The organism is Polaribacter sp. NJDZ03 (assembly GCF_019263805.1).
Taxonomy (GTDB): domain Bacteria; phylum Bacteroidota; class Bacteroidia; order Flavobacteriales; family Flavobacteriaceae; genus Polaribacter.
Window position 1 is genome coordinate 2580134 of sequence record NZ_CP079195.1, and the last position, 20559, is coordinate 2600692.

The following is a 20559-nucleotide window of genomic DNA, read 5'->3' on the forward strand; positions in this document are numbered from 1 at the left end:
TTTTACTAATATGAAAAAGAGTAGTTTTTAAACTTTCTATTTAATAATATTATGGTGATATATTGCTATAATCTTAAAATAAAGACCTGTTTGTTAAATTATTCAAAAAATATTGTATTTTGCATTTAGTTAACAAAAAAATCAAATTATGATAAAAAAAATTATACTTCTTGCAATTATAGCTTTTAGTAGTGTAACAATGGTAGCTCAAACCACTGTTACAGGAACTGTTAAAGACGCTAAAACAGGAGAAACTCTTCCTGGAGCAAACATTAAAATTTCTAGAAAGGCCGTAGGTACTACTACAGACTTCGATGGAAATTTTGTATTAGAGGTTGCAGACAAACCCCCTTTTACCATAGAAATTTCTGTATTAGGTTTTCATACAGTAAAAGTAGAAATTACAAAAAACAATCAAAAAGTAGCTGCTAATTTAAAAGAAAATGCAACTTCTTTAGATGAAATAGTGGTTTCTGCTTCTAGAACTCCAGAACGTATTATGGAATCTCCAGTTACGGTAGAAAGAATGGATAGTAGAGCTATTAAAAACACTTCTGCCCCCTCTTTTTATGACGGATTAGAAAACTTAAAAGGAGTAGATGTAAACACAAACAGTTTAACTTTTAAGTCTGTAAATACACGTGGTTTTGCAACGTTTTCTAATACTCGTTTTATGCAGTTAGTAGATGGTATGGATAATTCATCGCCAGCATTAAATTTTGCATTGGGTAATTTATTAGGAATGTCTGAGCTAGATGTAAAAACGGTTGAGTTACTTCCTGGTGCATCTTCTGCTTTATATGGTGCAAATGCATTTAACGGAATAATGTTTATGACAAGTAAAAGTCCTTTTGAAGATCAAGGTATTAGTATTTCTTTAAAATCTGGAATTACAAGTCAAGAAGCAGCTGGAGACAATGAGTATAATGATTTTAATCTTAGAATGGCGTATGCTTTTTCTGATAAGTTTGCTGCTAAAGCTACTTTATCTTATTTAAAAGGTACAGAATGGCATGCTACAGATTATAGAAATACCAGAGATGGTGGTTATGCTTTTGGAGATAGAGATTCTGATAGAAACTATGACGGTTTAAACGTTTATGGAGATGAGGTTTCTACCAATCTAAGAGGTGTTGCAGAAACATTAGAGGGGTTAGGTATTTTACCTGCCGGAGCTGCAGCTTTAGTGCCGAGTGAAAATATAAGTAGAACAGGGTATGATGAAAGAGATTTAATGTCTTATGAAGCTAAAAGTGTAAAATTTGGGAGTTCTTTAAATTATCGTCCTTTTGGAGATGATCGTTTAGAAATAATATGGAATTCTAAATTTGGTATTGGAAATACTATTTACCAAGGTACCAATAGATACAATATTAAAGACTTCTTTATGGAGCAACATAAATTAGAAATTAAAGGTAAAAATTTCTTTCTTAGAGGATATATGACAAGTGAAGATGCAGGTAATTCTTATGATACTCGTTTTGCAGCTATTAATATTAATAGATCTTGGAAAGATGATAATACATGGTTTGGTCAGTACACAGGTGCTTTTGTACAAAGTACTTTAGCCGGTTTAACTGCAGACCAAGCACATGCAATTGCTAGACAAACAGCAGAGTCGGGTAGGTTACTTCCTGGTTCAGCAGAATTTAATGCTGCTTTTGATAAAGTAATAGCAGATCCAAATTTAGTTACAGGTGCAAAGTTTCAAGACAACACAAAATATTATCATTCAGATGCAAACTATAACTTTAGAGATTATATAGATTGGGCAGAGTTTCAGATTGGTGGTTCTTATAGATTATATTCTTTAAATTCTAACGGAAGTATTTTTACAGATTATGATGGTCCTATAGAATACAATGAATATGGTGTGTATACACAAGTTCAAAAACAATTTTTAGAAGACGATCGTTTAAAAATTACGGCTTCTATTCGTTATGATAAAGCACAAAATTTTGAAGGTAACTTTTCTCCAAGAGTTTCTTTTGCGTATGCAGGCGGAGAAAATAAAAATCAAAATTTTAGAGCCTCTTTTCAAACAGGTTTTAGAAACCCAACAACACAAGATCAATATATTGGATTAAATGCTGGTAGAGGATTTTTAGTAGGTTCTGCACCAGATAATTTAGATAGATATGTAACAAATCCTTTAACAGTTAGTGGTGCAGGTCAGAATTTTACAGGATCTGGAACCATTGCTCTTTCTGGAAGATCTGCCTATGAAAATGCTTTTTCTGCAAGTTCTGTAGAAGCATTTGCTGCCGGACAAGTTGCAGCACCAAGTAATGCGAATGTATCTATAGTAAAACCAGAAAAAGTAACTGCTTTTGAAGTTGGTTATAGAGGTTTAGCTTTAGCAGACAGTCAAAGAGTAACTGTAGATTTAAGTGTGTATTATAACCAATATGAAGATTTTATTGCAAACAAAAATGTTGTCGTTCCTTTTTATGGCGATGTTAACTTAACACAAACAGCACCAGTTGGATCAGGAGGATCGCAAGTTCCTTTAGCATTAGTGGCTTTAGGAAGTGGAGATTTTACCGCTTTTCAAACATATACAAACTCTGCAGCAGATATTAGCTCTTACGGTGCTTCTATTGGTTTAAATACAAAAATTTTAGATGGATTTAATTTAGGTTTAAACTATACGTTCTCTAAATTTGAATTTGACCAAGCATCTGATCCAGATTTTGAAGCTGGGTTTAATACTCCAGAACACAAAGTAAAATTACAATTTGGGAAAACAGATTTATTTAAAAACTTTGGTTTTAATATTAATGCAAGATGGCAAGATGAGTACAGATGGGAGTCTACTTTCTTAGATGCAACAATTGCTTCTAGAACAGTCTTAGATGCGCAAATTAATTATAGCGTTCCTACTTGGAAATCTGTTTTTAAATTAGGTGGTGCTAACTTAACGGGTAAAGAATATTTAAGTGCTCCTGGTGTTGGTGCAATTGGTTCTCAGTATTACCTTTCTTGGACAATTAATAACTAAAATAAAATACGATAATTTATGAAAAATTATAAATATATAGGATTGTTTCTTTTAACGCTTAGTTTAACATCTTGTGATGTAAATAATGAGTTAGATACAATTTCAGAAGATGCAACAGCAGTAGCACTAAACGCAAACGGATTAGATTTCTCTAAATACATTTCTCTTGGTGCTTCTTTTACTGCAGGTTATACAGATGGGGCTTTATTTAAAGCAGGTCAAGAGAATTCTTTTCCAAATATTTTAGCAACAAAATTTAAAGCTGCTGGAGGAGGAGATTTTAATCAGCCATTAATGAATGATAATACCGGTGGTATGATAATTCCAGTTCCTGGAGTTGATGATTTTGCTTATCGATTAATTTTTAATGGAGCAACTCCGCAAAGGTTAAATGAATTTTTAACAAATTTAGGTGCTCCTGTACCACCAGTATCTACAAATGCTGGAGTAAGTTTGGCAGCAGATGGTAGTATTTTTACAAATGTTGGAGTGCCAGGTGCAAAGAGTACTCATATCAACCTTAATGGTTATGCAAGTTTGAACCCATATTTTGGACGAATGGCAAACTCACCATCAGTTTCTATGTTAGAGTATGCAATTGCACAAAACCCAACATTTTTTACATTAACAGAAATTGGTGGTAATGATGTTTTAGGATATGCTACAACAGGAGGAGATGGTACAAACCCAATTACACCAATAGCTACTTTCGATTTTGTCTTTAATGACATGGTAAATCAATTAACAGCGGTTTCTCCTAAAGGAGTTATTACAAATGTTCCTAATATTACAGATTTACCACATTTTACAACGGTACCTTTTAATCCTTTAGATCCTAATGATAAAGATACAGGTGCTGGGCTTAAAGCTCAAATACCTACATTAAACACTGTTTACGGAGGTATAAATAGAGTTTTTACAGCTTTAGGTGAAACAGATAGAATTATTGAGTTTTCTTTAGAAAATACAAACCCAGTTGTAATAAAGGATGAAAATTTAACAGATATATCTGCTCAAATTACTGGAGGCTTACTTTCTAGTGCTACCTTTGTTCCTTTTGTTCAGCAATTTGGTCTTCCTGCAGAAGCAGCTCCATTAGTTGCCTCTTTATTTGGGCAATATTATGGACAAGCAAGACCTGCAACTGCAAAAGATTTATTAGTGTTATCTAGTAGTGGGGTAATAGGTAAAATAAATACTACTTCTTTACAATTTTTAATGAGTAAAGGGTTGCCACAAGCTTTAGCGGGTCAGTTTTCTGCAGAAGGAGTAACACTTCCATTAGCAGATAAATGGGTGTTAACACCAGAAGAACAATTAGAAATTAAAACGGCTACAGATGGTTATAATGCTACAATTGCTAGTGTTGCTAGTGCAAAAGAGTTAGCTTTTGTAGATTTAAATGCTATTTTAAATGAAGCTTCTACAAGCGGAGTTGTATTTGATGGTTATACAATGACTACAAACTTAGTTACTGGTGGTTTAATCAGTTTAGATGGTATTCATTTAACAAGTAGAGGTTATGCTTTAATGGCAAACAAAATTTTAGCTTCTATAGATGCTAAATATGGTTCTAACTTTACCACAGCTACAAATAGTTTAGCAAAAGCAGGAGCATACCCAACAAATTATTCTCCTAGTTTAAAATAATAAAATAGCGTATTAGTTGCATAAAAAAAGGTTGAGAATTAATATTCTCAACCTTTTTTGTTTTTATAAAGTGTTGTTTACTTAAGACAACATCATTGTTGCTCTTTTTACGCCAGCAACTAAAATATCTATTTCTTCTTTTGTATTGTAAAAAGAAAAAGAAGCTCTTATGGTTCCTGGTATTTTATAGAAGTCCATAATTGGTTGTGCACAATGGTGTCCTGTTCTTACTGCAATCCCTAATTTATCTAATATAGAACCAATATCATACGGATGAATATCGTTTACATTAAAAGAAATTACAGCCGTTTTATCTTTTGTAGTTCCGTAGATTCTTAATCCTTCTATTTTTAAAAGTTCTTGTGTTCCGTAAGCTAAAAGCTCATGTTCATATTCAGCAATATTATCAAAACCAACGGAATTCATATAATCTATGGCTGCTCCAAAAGCAATTCCGCCACAAATATTTGGCGTTCCAGCTTCAAATTTATGAGGCAAACCTGCATATGTAGTTTTTTCAAAAGTTACGGTTTCTATCATTTCTCCACCACCTTGGTAAGGAGGTAGTTTTTCTAACCATTCTTGTTTACCATATAACATTCCAACACCTGTTGGCCCACATAATTTATGAGCAGATGCTACATAAAAATCAACATTTAAAGCTTGTACATCTGGTTTAATATGTGGTGTAGCCTGAGCTCCATCAATTAAAACAGCAGCATTCACCTTATGTGCGGCAGCAATAATTTCTTCAATTGGGTTTACTGTTCCCAATGCATTAGAAACGTGGTTACAGAAGACTAATTTTGTTTTATCATTTAATAATTTATGGTATGCTTCCATGTTTAAAGAACCATCTTCTAACATTGGAATCACCTTTAAAATTGCGCCCGTTTTTTCACAAAGCATTTGCCAAGGCACAATATTAGAATGGTGTTCTAAAGCAGAAACAATTATTTCATCACTTGTACTTAAAAGTGATGCAAAACCAGCTGCAACTCTATTAATACTGTCTGTGGTACCAGCAGTTAAAATAATTTCATACGCTTCTTTAGCATTAAAATGATGTTGAATTTTAATACGCGCTTGTTCGTATTTATCTGTTGCTTCCTGACTTAAAGTGTGTACGCCTCTATGAATATTAGCATTGTAATTACTGTAATAATCTACAATTGCATCAATAACAACTTGTGGTGTTTGAGAAGTAGCAGCATTATCAAAATAGACTAAAGGTTTTCCGTGAACGGTTCTTTTTAGAATTGGAAAATCTGCTCTAATTTTATCAACATTTATCATACAAAATCAATTTAAAAGACAAAGATAACCGTTGATTTTTTAAACTTGTGATAAAGACAATATGATTTTCTTATTTTTACATAATTAAACTCTTTTTCTGATGAAAATTTTTAAACGTATTCTACTTTTAGTATTGATTCTTGTTTTATCTACAGTAATTTATAATTATCCAAAATTGAACCTATTGGCTGGTTATTCTGCTAAAAATATTGCTTCGTCTGTTTTTGTTGCAGAGAGAACTCTAGAATATACTGATACCACGGACAATGATTTTTCTCCAGTTAATTTGGCTTCGGATAGCGTTGATTTAGAAAATAAAAATGCAACATCTTCTGCTTTTGGCTTGTTAACAAGAAAAGCTATTTATAGAGAAGGTTTAGGAGCTGTTTTAACTTTAAAAGAAAGTGATGAAACTGCAGATTACTTAATTCCTAAAAGGTTAAAACCAGATAATAACACACCTTATCCTTACGGAAATGCACCACAAAAAGACACCATTTTTGCAAATTTAGATTATGATAAAATTGATGAATCTGTAGATTTTCTATTTGATTCAATCAATAAAACAAGAGCTGTTTTGGTTGTTTATAAAGATCAAATTGTTTCAGAAAAATATGCAGAAGGCTTTCATAAAGAGTCAAAATTATTAGGTTGGTCTATGACTAAGAGTTTGTTAAGTACTGTATTTGGAGTTATGCAAACCCAAGGTGGAATTAATGTGTTTGATAAGGCTCCTATTGATTCTTGGCAAAAGGACGAACGTAAAAACATTACGATCAATAATTTATTACAAATGAATTCTGGTTTAGAATGGGATGAAAATTATAGTAGAATCTCAGATGCAACTAAAATGTTGTTTTTAGATAGAGATATGACCAAGATGCAAGAAAATAAGCCTTTGGTTGGTACTCCAAACGAAAGTTGGAATTACTCCTCTGGAACCTCTAATCTATTATCCGGTATTTTAAGAACTTACTTTAAAACGCATCAAGAATATTTAGATTTTTGGTACACTAATTTTATTGATAAAATAGGGATGAATTCTATGGTCTTAGAAGCTGATTTAAGCGGGAATTACGTGGGTTCTTCTTATTCATGGGCAACTGCAAGAGATTGGTCTAAATTTGGGCTTTTATACCTTAAAAACGGTAATTGGAATGGAGAACAATTATTTACCAAAGAATGGGTTAACTATATAAGAACACCAACACGAGGTTCTAACGGAACTTATGGTGCGCAGTTCTGGCTAAATGCAGAAAATGATTTTAAAGATGTACCAAAAAACATGTATTATGCAGATGGCTTTCAAGGACAAAGAGTGTACGTTTTACCCGATCAAGAGATGGTAATTGTCCGTTTTGGTTTAAAGAATTTTGATGAAAACACCTTTTTAAAAGGGGTGATTGAATCGATAAAATAAACTTTATCATTTCTAATTATAAAAATTGCTAGAATTTAGAGAAATATGATACAAACACAAGAAGAATTAATAGAAAATGCGCTTTTATATTTTAAGAGAGGCGATTTTTCTTTAGGGTATAGAACGCTTTTAGATGCTTCTTTAAATACCGATTCTACAGAAATATTTACCAAAGTATTAAACTTTGTAGAAAAATATGAAAATGAAAGTAGTGATGATAAATCGTCATTACTTTTGTTGTTTACAGAATGCTGTAATCAACTAAAAAAGATAAAAATTGAAACAAAAAACTTAGTTGGTACACCAATTTTAAAAGCAGAAAATATTACCAAAGATTATAACAAAGGTCGTTTTGTTTTAGGTCCTGTAAATATCGAATTAAAAAAAGGCGATGTTTTTGGTTTGGTTGGCGAAAATGGAAATGGAAAAACAACATTATTAACGGTGTTAGCTTCTTTAAATAAAGTATCTGCAGGTAGTTTAGAATATTCTTTTTCATCAAAAAATAAAGACGCTTACAATGTATTGTCTAAATTGGTTTACATACCGCAAAGAACCACTGTTTGGTATGGTAAAGTTTTAGATAATTTAAAATTTGCATTGGTACATTATGGTGTAAAAGGCAAAAAAAATGATTTATTAGTTTTAATGATGGTTGCCAGGTTTGGTCTTTGGAAATACAAAGATTTAAAATGGAGCGAACTTTCTTCTGGATATAAAATGCGTTTTGAATTGGCAAGAACAATGTTACGTAAACCAGAAATTATTTTATTAGATGAGCCTTTAGCAAATTTAGATATTTTGGCACAACAAATTATTTTAGAAGATTTAAAGATGATGTCTAAATCGCCTGTAAACCCAATTGCAATGGTGTTTTCTTCTCAGCAATTATATGAAGTAGAAAAAATTTCTGATGAGGTTATTTATTTAAGAAATGGTAAACCTTCTAATCAATTAAATATAGAAGGAAAAACAGCAAAGCAATTAATTATAGAATTAGATGCAACCAACGCTAGAGAAGAATTAGAAACTGTTTTTAAAGAACTGAATTTAGAAAAGCTAGAGTTTAATGGAGGTGTTTATATCTTGTACTTTAAGCATGAAATTACATTTAATATTGTGCTAAATACAATTGCAAGTCATCAATTAAATGTAACTTATATTAGAGATATTTCTAAATCTACCAGACGCTTTTTTGTGTATTAATCTTCTAAAAAATAATAATGAATTTCATCAATAAAATAAATAAATACCTTTTAGAACATTACCCATTAATATGGAATACTCGTTTAGTTTGGATGCTTGGAGTAAATATAATTATTCACCTACTTTTCTTTTTAATAGGCTTTTGTACTGTAAATGATTTATCAGATTTAAAAGAACATCATAAATTAGATGATTTTTTCTACATTACATCTAACGTGTATTATAACGTGTTAATCTCTATTTTTATCTTATTAATTTGGATAATTTTTTACTTAAGAAACAATGCTTTTAAGAATTTATATTCTATAAAAAAAGGAATGATTTTTCAGCAATTTTGCATTGTTTTTCTCATCATCTTAATAAGTACAACACAATTTTATTCTTTTAAAACCGGGTTAAAAATTAAAACGAGGTCTCTTTATAGTTGGCAAGAAATAGATAAAGATATTAAGGTTTTTAATAAGTTTAGTTTGTTTTTAGCGCAAAATCAAGTTGAATATGAAATAGATAAAAAAGAATATCCGGCTCCTTTTCCTTTAAAGGTTGTAGTTGGCTATAATCATAATTTAGAAGCAAATATTGATACTACACAAGCTTTTATCAAAATGGATGGTCGTTTTTTACAGTTTTATAAGTTCAATAGTAATTATGATATAGAAACGAATAACTCTTACGAAGCTAGATCTGAGATTGTTTTTGATAATTTTGACAATAGAACTATAATTGATATAAGTGAGTTTAAAGAGTTTTTAAGTCCGTCGCTATTAAACTATTCAAAACAGGAGTTTAATTACGGTCAAGATGCTTTAGATTACAAAAACCAGCTTAATTTTTGTGAAGAAATATTAAATAATAAAGATGATGTTAAAATAAAGCAAGGTTTAAATAAAGTGTTTTCTTTATCAAAAAAATATGAAATAGAGCATAACTTAACAATGGATAATTGGTTTCGTTTAATAGATAACAAACCAAATTATTTATTAACCGAATTGATAAACACGAGCAACCCAAATGCAGAGTACTATACAAGAGGAGGTTTTGGTGAGAGTACTTTATCTTCGGGTAAAGAGATTCCATATTCCAAGAGTCTATATTTTGATTTTAATGATACTGATAATTTTTTTAAGAACGTTTATGAAGCTTACTTCTCGGGTTTTGATATTGTCTTTTTGTATTTTATAATTGCCTTTTCTTTTTGTTTAAGTATTCTTATTTTAATATTTAAAACAACAAGTATTAAAACACTATTGTTAAGTTTTGTAGCAAGTTTGGTTGTATTGGTATTAATAGTTTGGTTAATGTCTTCTTCTAACAATTTGTTTGGGTATAGTAAATACAACGAGTACTTTATAATATTATTTATCTCGTTTTTAATTATCGTTTTTTCAATTTTTTCTTATATTTTAAACTGGAAAAAAACAATAATATCTATCTTTTGGTCTTTAGTTTTATTTGCAGTACCAACCTTCTTTTTATTTACTGCTTTTAGTTATTCTAGATTTTTAAAAGATGCATATTTAGAGTTAAACCCTCAAAATTATAATTATAAAAGTAATTTTGAAACGTGGTTTCAGAATTATGGTTTTTGGGCAATACTGTTGATTAGTGTAATTACAATCTACGTGTATTCGTTATTTATTAGAAAATTAAAAGCAAGACCTGAGTAAACAATTTTAGACTAAAACATAATAAAACCACTTATTTCTAAGTGGTTTTTAAAATAATTTACTGGTTGTTTTATTAACTTTTACCTTTTATTAAACTAAGTGCTACAGCAGCAATTCCTAAAGCAATAGTAATATATGAATTGGTGTTGTCTTGAGATTTTATTAAATCTAAATCACCAATAGAAACTTCTGTTTCTGGTTGAATCATAGTGTAAGTTCCGTAAACAAGTAGTGCAACTCCGGCTATTAATAATACTGTTTTAATTGTTTTGTTCATGATTTTCTGTTTTATTATAAAGTTACGAAAAATATATAAATATAAAAAACCACGCAAATTGCGTGGTTTTTTATATTTATATAATAATTGATTTTGAGATCTACAAATCGAAACCAATATTTACGTTTAATTTGTTTGCAATTATCTTAGTAATACGTTGTTTTACCTCTGGTATTTTAACGCTTTCTAAAACAGTATTTGCAAAAGCAAACATTAACAATGCTTTCCCTTCTTTTTTAGGAATACCACGTTGTTGCATGTAAAATAATGCTTCATCATCTAATTGACCAACAGTACAACCATGAGAACATTTTACATCATCAGCAAAAATTTCTAGTTGAGGTTTTGCATTAATCGTTGCTTTACCACTTAATAAAACATTATTGTTTTGTTGGTATGCGTTTGTTTTTTGAGCTTCTTTATTTACAATTACTTTACCATTAAAAACGGCTGTAGAGCGCTCGTCATAAATTCCTTTATAATCTTGATGAGATTCGCAATTAGGCTCTATGTGATGCACTAAAGTATGGTGATCTATATGTTGCTTCCCTTCGCTAATTGTAATCCCTTTTAAGATAGAATCTATGTATTCTCCTTTTTGATAAAAGTTTAAATTGTTTCTGGTGATATTTCCTCCAAAAGAAAAAGTATGTACAGAAACAACGCTATTAGATTTTTGTTCTACAAAAGAATTATCTACTAACGATGCATTTAAATCATCATTCTGAATCTTATAATAATCTACAAATGCTCTTTTATCAGCAAAAATTTCTGTAACCGAATTGGTTAAAACAGGATTGCTTGTTAAACTTTGATGACGTTCTATTATTTGAACATGAGAATTCTCTCCAACAACAATTAAATTTCTAGGTTGTAGCATTGTAGCAGCTTCTGTACCTGTAGTGAAATTGATAATTTGAATCGGTTTTTTTACTTCGGTATTTCTAGGAATATGAATGTATGCTCCTTCTGTTGCAAATGCAGTATTTAAAGATGTTAAATTATCTTTTTCTGCAATTTTATTAAAGTAGTTTTCTATTACTGGCTTATATTTATCTTTAGCTAAAGCTGCAGACATTAAGCAAACATCTATAGCATCGTGTGTGGTTTCTGATAAAAAAGAGCTGTATTTTCCATTGATAAAAACAATTTTATAAGTGTCTATATCATGTATAAAATACTGTTTTACATCAGCCATTTCTATATTACAGTCTTTCTTAGGAAAAATGCTATAATCGTGTTTTAAGACAGCGTTTAAAGAAGTGTACCTCCAAGCTTCTAATTTCTTAGTAGGAAACCCTAATGTTTCAAAGTTTTTAAATGCTTTAGAACGGATTTCGTGTATGTCAGAATTGGTGTCTACATCATTTTCAAATGCAAGGTATGATGATAATAGTTTGTCTTTTAATTCCATTGTTTCAGTCTTCAGTACTCAGTTTACAATAGTTTTATGAATTTTCATTAAACTATTGTAAACTGACTATTTTTTATTCTTAACTTAATTTTATACACAGTTGCTGGATGCAAACTGCTACTGATTTTACTGTGAACTTATACAAGTTCTTTAATCCAATCGTATCCTTTTTCCTCTAGTTCTAAAGCTAAAGAAGCATCTCCACTTTTTACGATTTTCCCATCATGTAAAACGTGTACAAAATCTGGTACGATATAATCTAATAAACGTTGGTAATGCGTAATTACAATTACTGCATTGTCTTTAGATTTTAATTTATTTACCCCGTTTGCAACAATACGCAAAGCATCAATATCTAAACCAGAATCAGTTTCATCAAGAATGGCTAATTTTGGTTCTAACATTGCCATTTGAAAAATCTCATTACGTTTCTTTTCTCCTCCAGAAAAACCTTCGTTTAAAGAACGAGATAAAAATTTACGGTCTATTTCTAATAATTCAGATTTTTCTCTGATCATTTTTAACATGTCTTTTGCAGGCATGTCTTCTAAACCTTTTGCTTTACGAGTTTCGTTAATTGCAGTTTTAATAAAATTGGTTACAGAAACTCCAGGAATTTCTACAGGATATTGAAAAGATAAAAACACACCATTATGTGCTCTTTCTTCTGGTGCTAATTCGCTAATGTCTTCTCCATTTAACTCAATTGTACCAGCAGTAACTTCATAATCATCTTTACCGGCAATAATATTAGCCAAAGTACTTTTACCAGCACCATTAGGTCCCATTATTGCATGTACTTCACCTGCTTTTACTTCTAAACTCAATCCTTTTAAAATTGATTTATCATCAATACTCGCTTGTAAATTTTCTATTTTTAACATTCTTTTTATGCTATTGGCTTTTAGCTTTTGGCTAGAAGCATTATTTTTAATAATTGTATATTTTATGGTTGGTTATAAATTATCCAACACTTCCTTCTAAACTAATCTCCAATAATTTTTGAGCTTCTACAGCAAATTCCATTGGCAATTTATTTAAAACCTCTTTACTAAATCCGTTTACAATTAAAGCAATTGCTTTTTCTGTATCAATACCACGTTGGTTACAGTAAAATAATTGTTCTTCACCAATTTTACTTGTAGTTGCTTCGTGTTCTACTTGAGCTGTTTTATTCTTAACTTCTATATAAGGAAACGTGTGTGCACCACATGCATTACCCATCAATAAAGAATCGCATTGAGAGAAATTACGTGCGTTTTCTGCTCTTGCATGTATCTGTACCAAACCTCTATAGGAGTTTTGTGAGTTACCTGCTGAGATTCCTTTAGAAATAATGGTAGACTTAGTATTTTTACCTAAGTGAATCATTTTTGTACCTGTATCTGCTTGTTGAAAATTATTAGTAACTGCAATTGAGTAAAACTCACCTACAGAATTATTTCCTTTTAAAATACAAGAAGGATATTTCCAAGTTACAGCAGAACCAGTTTCTACTTGTGTCCAAGAAATTTTAGCATTGGTTTCACACAATCCTCTTTTGGTTACAAAATTGTAAACGCCACCTTTTCCTTCTTTATTACCAGGATACCAGTTTTGTACAGTAGAATATTTAATTTCAGCATCATCCATTGCAATTAATTCTACAACAGCTGCATGTAATTGATTTTCATCTCTACTTGGCGCAGTACATCCTTCTAAGTAAGATACATAACTCCCTGCATCTGCAACTACTAGAGTTCTTTCAAACTGTCCTGTTCCACCTTCATTAATTCTAAAATAGGTAGAAAGTTCCATCGGACAACGAACACCTTTTGGAATGTAACAGAAAGATCCATCAGAAAAAACAGCCGAATTTAATGCTGCATAAAAGTTGTCTGTAGTTGGTACAACGGTTCCTAAATATTTTCTTACCAATTCTGGATGTTCTTGAATTGCTTCAGAAATAGGCATAAAAATAATACCTTTTTCACCTAATGTTTTCTTAAAAGTAGTAGCAACAGAAACAGAATCCATTACAATATCTACCGCTACATTAGCTAATTTTTTTTGTTCGTCTAAAGAAATTCCTAAACGTTTAAAAGTGTCCAATAATTCTGGATCTACTTCATCTAAACTATTTAATTTAGGTTTCTTTTTTGGTGCAGAATAGTAAGCAATGTCTTGAAAACTTGGTTTCGCATAATGCACATTAGCCCATTCTGGTTCTTCCATTTTTTCCCAAACCCTATAAGCCTCTAAACGCCATTCGGTCATCCATTCTGGCTCATTTTTCTTTTTAGAAATTGCGCGAACAACATCTTCACTTAATCCTACAGGAAATGTGTCACTTTCTATATCTGTGTAAAAACCGTATTTATATTCTTGAGTTTTTAATTCTTCTTCTAGCTGTTCCTCTGTGTACTTTGACATCTTTTTCTTAAATTTTTAAAGTGAGAATGATTCTCCACAACCACAAGTTCTATTTGCGTTTGGGTTGTTAAAAACAAATCCTTTTCCGTTTAAACCTCCAGAGTATTCTAAGGTGGTTCCAACTAAATATAAAAAGCTTTTTTTATCAACAATGATTTTTACATCATTCTCCATAAACACCTTATCGTTTTCTTCTTTTTTGTTATCGAAAGTTAAATCGTAAGATAAACCTGAACAACCACCACTTTTTACACCAACGCGTACAAAATCGGTTGCTGCATTAAAGCCATCGTCAGTCATTAATTCTATGACTTTCTTCTTTGCTGTGTCTGAAACTTTTATCATAATTTTAAATAGATTAAATCTAAATTGTGGACAAATATACAATATAAGTCGAAGAAAAATAACAAACTTTCATTAACAAACCCAATTATGCAATTGGTTTTATTGATTGTTCTTTTAAGTAACCGTTTTACAGACCATGATATTATTTTAGATTAATAATATACTATTGCAGATTCTAAGAAAATATAAATACTCGTTTATATAAATTAATGTACTAACATTTTTTATTGTTGATAAAACTCTCTGAAATGAATTATGAATATAATAACAAAATATTGATAAATTTATAACTCATTTTGTACTTTCGATACATGGAATTGCAACCACCTTTTAGAAAAATAATTCATGTAGATATGGATGCCTTTTACGCATCTGTAGCAGAATTAGACAACCCAGAATTAAGGGGAAAAGCGATTGCTGTTGGTGGCGAAGGTAGAAGAGGCGTTATTTCTGCAGCCAGTTACGAAGCTCGTAAATTTGGTGTAAAATCTGCCATGAGTGGCGCTTTAGCCAGACAAAAATGTCCGCATTTAATCTTTGTAAATAGTAATTTTGCTCGCTATAAAGAAATATCAGCTCAAGTTAGAGAAGTATTTTATGAGTATACAGACTTGGTAGAGCCACTTTCTTTAGATGAAGCGTATTTAGATGTTACAGAAAATAAGAAAGGAAATCCGTCTGCAAACACCATTGCAAGAGAAATTAGAGAGCGTATTTTTGAAGTAACTGGTTTACGGGCTTCCGCCGGAATTTCTATAAATAAGTTTATAGCAAAAGTAGCATCTGATATTAATAAACCTAACGGACAAAAAACAGTGCATCCAGATGAGGTTATTCAGTTTTTAGAAGAATTACCTGTCAATAAATTCTACGGAGTCGGTAAGGTTACCGCTGCAAAAATGTATAATTTAGGTATTTTTGTTGGGAACGATTTAAAGAAAAAATCGTTAGAAGAGCTGGTTAAATCTTTCGGGAAATCTGGTGCTCATTATTATAATATTGTTCGCGGAATTCATAATAGCGCCGTAAAACCCAATAGAATTAGAAAGTCTGTTGCAGCAGAAAGAACTTTTAGTGAAAATATTTCTTCGGAAATTTTTATGATAGAAAAGTTAGAGAAAATTGCCGATGAGTTAGAAAGACGCATGACTAAAACCGATACAAAGGGAAAAACGATTACCTTAAAAATTAAGTATTCAGATTTTACACAACATACTAGGAGTAAAACCAAAGAATATTTTATGCAGACCAAAAACGAATTTTTTCCTGTTGTAAAAGAGTTGTTATTTCAAGATGAAATTACAAATTCCGTACGTTTGTTAGGTTTGTCTTTTGGTAATTTAAATACCGAAAACAAAGAACCTGTTTGGGTACAGTTAAAGTTTGAGTTCTGACACTAAGCGTCTTTTTGTATTTTACAAAATTATGGTAAGCATTGTGCGGCAGCATTACTGAGTAATCTGTTAACTTAAATTATGAAGAGTTTAATGTCTGTAGGCTTGCCTAAAAATGAAAAGAATTAATAATACTTCCAATTGTTATTTCGACGGTAGGAGAAATTTCATAACCAGAAAAATACAAAACAGCGTGACTTTATGTGATTTCTCTCAAAAGGTCGAAATGACAAACTGAAAGAAAAACCAAAAATCTTATCAGAGAAAGGATTAAATTGTACGTTATTATTTCTGAGTCATTATTTTTTTATAGGGTCTTAGAATGACATAAATAACATTAAAAATGAGAATAGAAACTATTAGAACAAATTCTGAAAATCCAGATTTTATCAGTTTGGTAAAACAGTTAGATGCTTATTTAAAAATCATGGATGGAGCAGAACACGATTTTTACAATCAGTTTAATAATATTGATGTTTTAAAGAATGTGGTGGTGGTTTCTGTTGATAAAAAAGCAGTTGGCTGCGGAGCAATAAAAAAGTTTGACGCTACTTCTGTAGAGGTAAAAAGAATGTTTGTTTCTCTGGATGATAGAGGAAAAGGAGTTGCTAAAAAAGTATTACAAGAATTAGAAACTTGGGCTAAAGAATTAGGTTATAAAAAATGTATTTTAGAAACCAGAAAAAGACAAGTGGAAGCAGCAAAATTTTATACCAAATGCAACTATAAAAAGATTCCAAATTACGGACAATACAAAGGAGTAGAAAATAGTATTTGTTTTGAAAAAGCATTGTAAAAGTCAATAGATTAAAATGAAAAAACCTATAAACACAGATAATTATAATAATAGCAATTTAGTTGCAGATGTAATTATTATTGGTGGAGGTTTAGCAGGTTTATGCAATGCAATTCATTTATCAAAATTTAATAAAAAGGTTTTATTAATTGAGAAAAATGAATACCCTAAACACAAAGTTTGTGGTGAATATATATCGAATGAAGTATTGCCTTATTTAGACTTTTTAGAGATTAATCCGTTTGATTTTGGCGCTGTTAAAATTAAAAACTTTCAATTATCAACTACTAAGAACAACCTTATTTCGGTAAAATTACCTTTGGGAGGATTCGGAATTTCACGGTATCAATTAGATCTTATTTTATCAGAAAAAGCGATAAAAAACGGAGTTACAATTTTAAAAGATTCCGTAATAAATGTTGCTTTTAAAAATGATGTGTTTTTGGTTGAAACCAAAGAGAATAACACGTTCACTTCAAAAATTACGATTGGAGCTTTTGGAAAACGTTCTTTGTTAGATGTAAAAATGGAACGTGAGTTTATCCAAAAAAAATCGCCTTATTTAGGCGTTAAAATTCATGTAAAAGGAAACTTTAGAGAAGATTTAGTAGCGCTTCATAACTTTAAAGGTGGTTATTGTGGTGTTTCTAAAGTAGAGAATAATGCAATTAATTTGTGTTATATCACCAATTATACATCCTTTAAAAAGTATAAAAATATTGATGATTTTCAGGAACAAGTCGTTTTTAAAAATCAATTTTTAAAAGAAATTTTTAATAATTCTCAAGCTATTTTTGAGAAGCCATTAACCATTAGTCAGATTTCTTTTGAAACCAAAAAACCAGTAGAAAAGCATATTTTAATGTGCGGAGATTCTGCAGGAATGATTCATCCGCTTTGCGGAAATGGAATGAGTATGGCAATTCAGTCTGCACAAATTGCCTCTAAATTGATTCTAAATTACTTGAATAGTGAAAAAGTGTCTAGAAACGAGCTCGAAAAGCAATATATTAGACAGTGGAATAAAAAATTTAGTTTGCGTTTAAAAGCAGGTCATTTTATAGCAATGTTGTTTCGAAAAGATAAAATTGCAGCTGTTTTGCTTCAAATTTTAAAAAAACTACCTTTTTTATTACCAATTATAATTAAGCAAACACATGGTAAACCAATGAAAATTTAATGGATTTTTTTATCAGCACAAATAATAGAACAGACAAAGAAGAATTAATGGACGATTTTTCTATTGGCGGAGATTTATTGCGAGATACTTTAGATAAGTTAGAAAATATAAATCGGTATTTAGGCGGAAATTTAGTAACTTTAAATTCACTGAAAAAAGTATTAAAAAATCACCCAAAAGAACAAGAGCTAACTATTGTAGATATTGGTTGTGGTCATGGAGATATTTTACGAGATGTGGCAAAATTTGGAAGAAACAAAGGCTATAAAATGACGTTGTTAGGTATTGATGCAAACCCCACAGCAATAGAATACGCCAATGAATTGTCAACAGCGTTTCCAGAACTGAGTTTTAAAACGGAAGATATTTTTTCTGATACATTTAAAAACAGACAATTCGATGTGGTATTGGCCACCTTATTTTTACATCATTTTAAAGAAGAACAATTGGTTTCTTTTCTGGGAAACACTTTAAAACAAACAAAAATAGCAATTGTAGTAAACGATTTACATCGACATAAATTGGCGTATTATTTATTTATGCTGTTGTCACTTTTTATCAAAAATAAAATGATTATTGAAGACGGATTAACATCTGTTTTAAGAGGATTCAAAAGAAAAGATTTAGAAAGAATCTCTCAAAAATTAAATGTAAAAGCACAAATTTCTTGGAAATGGGCATTTCGTTTTCAATGGATATTGAAACGTTAAAAAGTTTTAGGTTTTACTTTAAACCATAAAAATCCAGTGAAATTCAAGTCGAAATAAATTAGTGAGAATTCGTGAAATCAGTGTCTAAAAATATGAAAGTTAAAATAACATCGGTTGCAAAACAACTACCAAAATATCACAGAGAAACAAAAGATATTATTCCGTTTGTAAAATTATGGATGCAAGATCAAGATACCCGTTTTCAAAGAAAAGTAATTAAACTTTTTGAAGGAGCAGGCGTAGACAAACGCTATTCTATTATGGATCCAGAAGAAGTTTTTATAGCAACTTCTTTTGAGGAAAAAAATGATATTTACGCACGTGAAGTTGTGAAATTAGCAGAACAATCTTTAAAAAAATCATTAGAAAAAGCGAGTTTAAAACCTACAGATATCGATTATATAATTACGGTAAGTTGCACCGGAATTATGATTCCGTCTATGGATGCTTATTTGATTAATTCCTTGCAAATGAAACAAGACATTGTGCGTTTGCCTGTTACAGAAATGGGTTGTGCAGCAGGAGTTTCTGGTATTATTTATGCAAAGAATTTTTTAAAGGCGAATCCGAATAAAAGAGCTGCCGTAATTGCTGTGGAAGCACCAACAGCAACATTTCAGTTAGAAGATTATTCGATGACAAATATTGTAAGTGCTGCTATTTTTGGTGATGGAGCTTCTGCTGTTATTTTGTCTTCTTATGAAGATGATAAAGGGCCAGCAATTATTGATGAAGCGATGTATCATTTTTACGATGCCACTTCTATGATGGGTTTTAAATTGGTAAATACAGGTTTGCAAATGATATTGGATAAGGAAGTTCCGCAAAAAATATCAGATCATTTTCCGGCAATTGTGCATCCTTTTTTAGAACGAAATAATTTAACGATTGATGATGTAGACCACTTGATTTTTCATCCTGGAGGAAAGAAAATTGTACAAACGGTAGAAGATTTATTCGGTGTTTTAGGGAAAAATATAGACGACACAAAAGAAGTTTTACGTTTGTACGGCAACATGTCTAGCGCAACAGTTTTGTATGTTTTAGAACGATTTATGGATCGAAATCCACCAAAAGGAGAAAGAGGGCTTATGTTAAGTTTTGGTCCTGGTTTTTCAGCACAACGAATATTGTTGGAGTGGTAATTGAATGATAATAAGTAATGACAAGACCTCACAGGTTTTAAAAACCTGTGAGGTCTGTTAAAGAAAACAATATGAAATATGAAGTTTTAGTAGAAGATTCTTTTTACCATATTTATAACTGTGGAAACAATAAAGAAAATATTTTTATTGAAGAGCAGAATTATGCTTATTTTCTTCTATTAGTAAAAAAACACCTTTCTAAAACTTTAGAGATTTTGACTTATTGTTTATTGAAAAATCACTTTCACTTATTAATAAAGACAAAAGAAGAGGTTGCTTCAAAAGAAATATCTCAATCATTTTCAAATTTATTTAATGCGTATTCAAAAAGTATCAATAAAAAATATGGAAGAAGTGGAAGTTTATTTAAAGATCGTTTTTCAAGAATAAAATTAGATAATGAAGAGTATTTAAGAAAGTTGATTTTATACATTCATTTAAACCCAACACACCATCAGTTTGTAGGTGATTTTAGAACGTATAAACATTCTTCTTACAATTCTATTTTATCAGATAAAAAAACAAGTTTATTAAGAGACTATGTTATCAATATTTTTGAAGACAAACAAAATTTTATCGACTCTCATAAAGTTAAGGAAGTAATTATTTTAGAATCCTTAACTTTAGAGTAATAAAGAAGACCTCA

General features: G+C 30.5%; 17 protein-coding genes. 11 read left to right on the top strand and 6 right to left on the bottom strand.

The features are described 5' to 3' along the window. Positions 1 to 148: 148 nt before the first annotated feature. Complete coding sequence (locus KV700_RS10900) at positions 149 to 3001, top strand: TonB-dependent receptor (protein WP_218597905.1); 2853 nt, start codon at positions 149 to 151, stop codon at positions 2999 to 3001. An 18-nt stretch (positions 3002 to 3019) separates the two neighbouring features. Beyond that, positions 3020 to 4651, top strand: coding sequence for a G-D-S-L family lipolytic protein (locus KV700_RS10905; RefSeq protein WP_218597906.1), 1632 nt, complete (start codon positions 3020 to 3022; stop codon positions 4649 to 4651). A gap of 81 nt (positions 4652 to 4732) precedes the next feature. On the opposite strand, the gene KV700_RS10910 is transcribed toward KV700_RS10905, so the two are convergent. Continuing rightward, positions 4733 to 5947: an aminotransferase class V-fold PLP-dependent enzyme gene (locus tag KV700_RS10910; RefSeq protein WP_218597907.1), complete on the bottom strand. Its 1215-nt coding sequence runs from the start codon at positions 5945 to 5947 to the stop codon at positions 4733 to 4735. A 100-nt stretch (positions 5948 to 6047) separates the two neighbouring features. On the opposite strand from KV700_RS10910, the gene KV700_RS10915 reads away from it, so the two are divergent. The 3 genes from KV700_RS10915 to KV700_RS10925 are packed head-to-tail and all read left to right on the top strand — an operon-like array spanning position 6048 to position 10240. Continuing rightward, positions 6048 to 7367: a serine hydrolase gene (locus tag KV700_RS10915; RefSeq protein WP_218597908.1), complete on the top strand. Its 1320-nt coding sequence runs from the start codon at positions 6048 to 6050 to the stop codon at positions 7365 to 7367. 45 nt (positions 7368 to 7412) lie between these two features. Next, positions 7413 to 8573: an ATP-binding cassette domain-containing protein gene (locus KV700_RS10920; protein ID WP_218597909.1), complete on the top strand. Its 1161-nt coding sequence runs from the start codon at positions 7413 to 7415 to the stop codon at positions 8571 to 8573. Between the two features lie 17 nt (positions 8574 to 8590). Beyond that, a complete protein-coding gene (locus tag KV700_RS10925) occupies positions 8591 to 10240 on the top strand; it encodes a hypothetical protein (RefSeq protein WP_218597910.1) in 1650 nt (549 codons plus the stop codon). Positions 10241 to 10313: 73 nt separating this feature from the next. On the opposite strand, the gene KV700_RS10930 is transcribed toward KV700_RS10925, so the two are convergent. The 5 genes from KV700_RS10930 to KV700_RS10950 all read right to left on the bottom strand — a co-directional run bounded on the left by KV700_RS10930 (position 10314) and on the right by KV700_RS10950 (position 14688). Beyond that, entirely contained in the window at positions 10314 to 10517 is a 204-nt protein-coding gene (locus KV700_RS10930) for a hypothetical protein (protein ID WP_166386161.1), read from the bottom strand. A gap of 100 nt (positions 10518 to 10617) precedes the next feature. Continuing rightward, the gene (gene sufD, locus KV700_RS10935; RefSeq protein ID WP_166386163.1) at positions 10618 to 11931 is read right to left on the bottom strand and encodes a Fe-S cluster assembly protein SufD; all 1314 of its coding nucleotides are present in this window, start codon (positions 11929 to 11931) and stop codon (positions 10618 to 10620) included. Between the two features lie 137 nt (positions 11932 to 12068). After that, a complete protein-coding gene (sufC, locus tag KV700_RS10940; RefSeq protein ID WP_166386165.1) occupies positions 12069 to 12815 on the bottom strand; it encodes a Fe-S cluster assembly ATPase SufC in 747 nt (248 codons plus the stop codon). 79 nt (positions 12816 to 12894) lie between these two features. Beyond that, entirely contained in the window at positions 12895 to 14343 is a 1449-nt protein-coding gene (sufB, locus tag KV700_RS10945; RefSeq protein WP_166386167.1) for a Fe-S cluster assembly protein SufB, read from the bottom strand. 15 nt (positions 14344 to 14358) lie between these two features. Next, positions 14359 to 14688 carry an iron-sulfur cluster assembly accessory protein gene (locus tag KV700_RS10950; RefSeq protein ID WP_166386169.1) on the bottom strand — a complete coding sequence of 110 codons (330 nt, stop codon included), beginning with the start codon at positions 14686 to 14688 and terminating at the stop codon, positions 14359 to 14361. 311 nt (positions 14689 to 14999) lie between these two features. On the opposite strand from KV700_RS10950, the gene dinB reads away from it, so the two are divergent. The 6 genes from dinB to KV700_RS10980 all read left to right on the top strand — a co-directional run bounded on the left by dinB (position 15000) and on the right by KV700_RS10980 (position 20545). Further along, positions 15000 to 16082 (top strand): DNA polymerase IV, encoded by a 1083-nt coding sequence (gene dinB / locus KV700_RS10955; RefSeq protein WP_218597911.1) that lies wholly within the window; start codon positions 15000 to 15002, stop codon positions 16080 to 16082. A 343-nt stretch (positions 16083 to 16425) separates the two neighbouring features. Further along, positions 16426 to 16878 carry a GNAT family N-acetyltransferase gene (locus KV700_RS10960; protein ID WP_218597912.1) on the top strand — a complete coding sequence of 151 codons (453 nt, stop codon included), beginning with the start codon at positions 16426 to 16428 and terminating at the stop codon, positions 16876 to 16878. Between the two features lie 16 nt (positions 16879 to 16894). Further along, positions 16895 to 18058, top strand: a complete 1164-nt coding sequence (locus KV700_RS10965; RefSeq protein WP_218597913.1) for an NAD(P)/FAD-dependent oxidoreductase — start codon at positions 16895 to 16897, stop codon at positions 18056 to 18058. After that, complete coding sequence (locus KV700_RS10970) at positions 18058 to 18768, top strand: methyltransferase domain-containing protein (protein WP_218597914.1); 711 nt, start codon at positions 18058 to 18060, stop codon at positions 18766 to 18768. The genes KV700_RS10965 and KV700_RS10970 overlap by 1 nt, the downstream gene beginning before the upstream one ends. 92 nt (positions 18769 to 18860) lie before the next feature. Then, entirely contained in the window at positions 18861 to 19913 is a 1053-nt protein-coding gene (locus KV700_RS10975; protein ID WP_218597915.1) for a type III polyketide synthase, read from the top strand. Between the two features lie 71 nt (positions 19914 to 19984). After that, a complete protein-coding gene (locus KV700_RS10980; RefSeq protein ID WP_218597916.1) occupies positions 19985 to 20545 on the top strand; it encodes a transposase in 561 nt (186 codons plus the stop codon). The last annotated feature ends 14 nt before the right edge of the window (positions 20546 to 20559 follow it).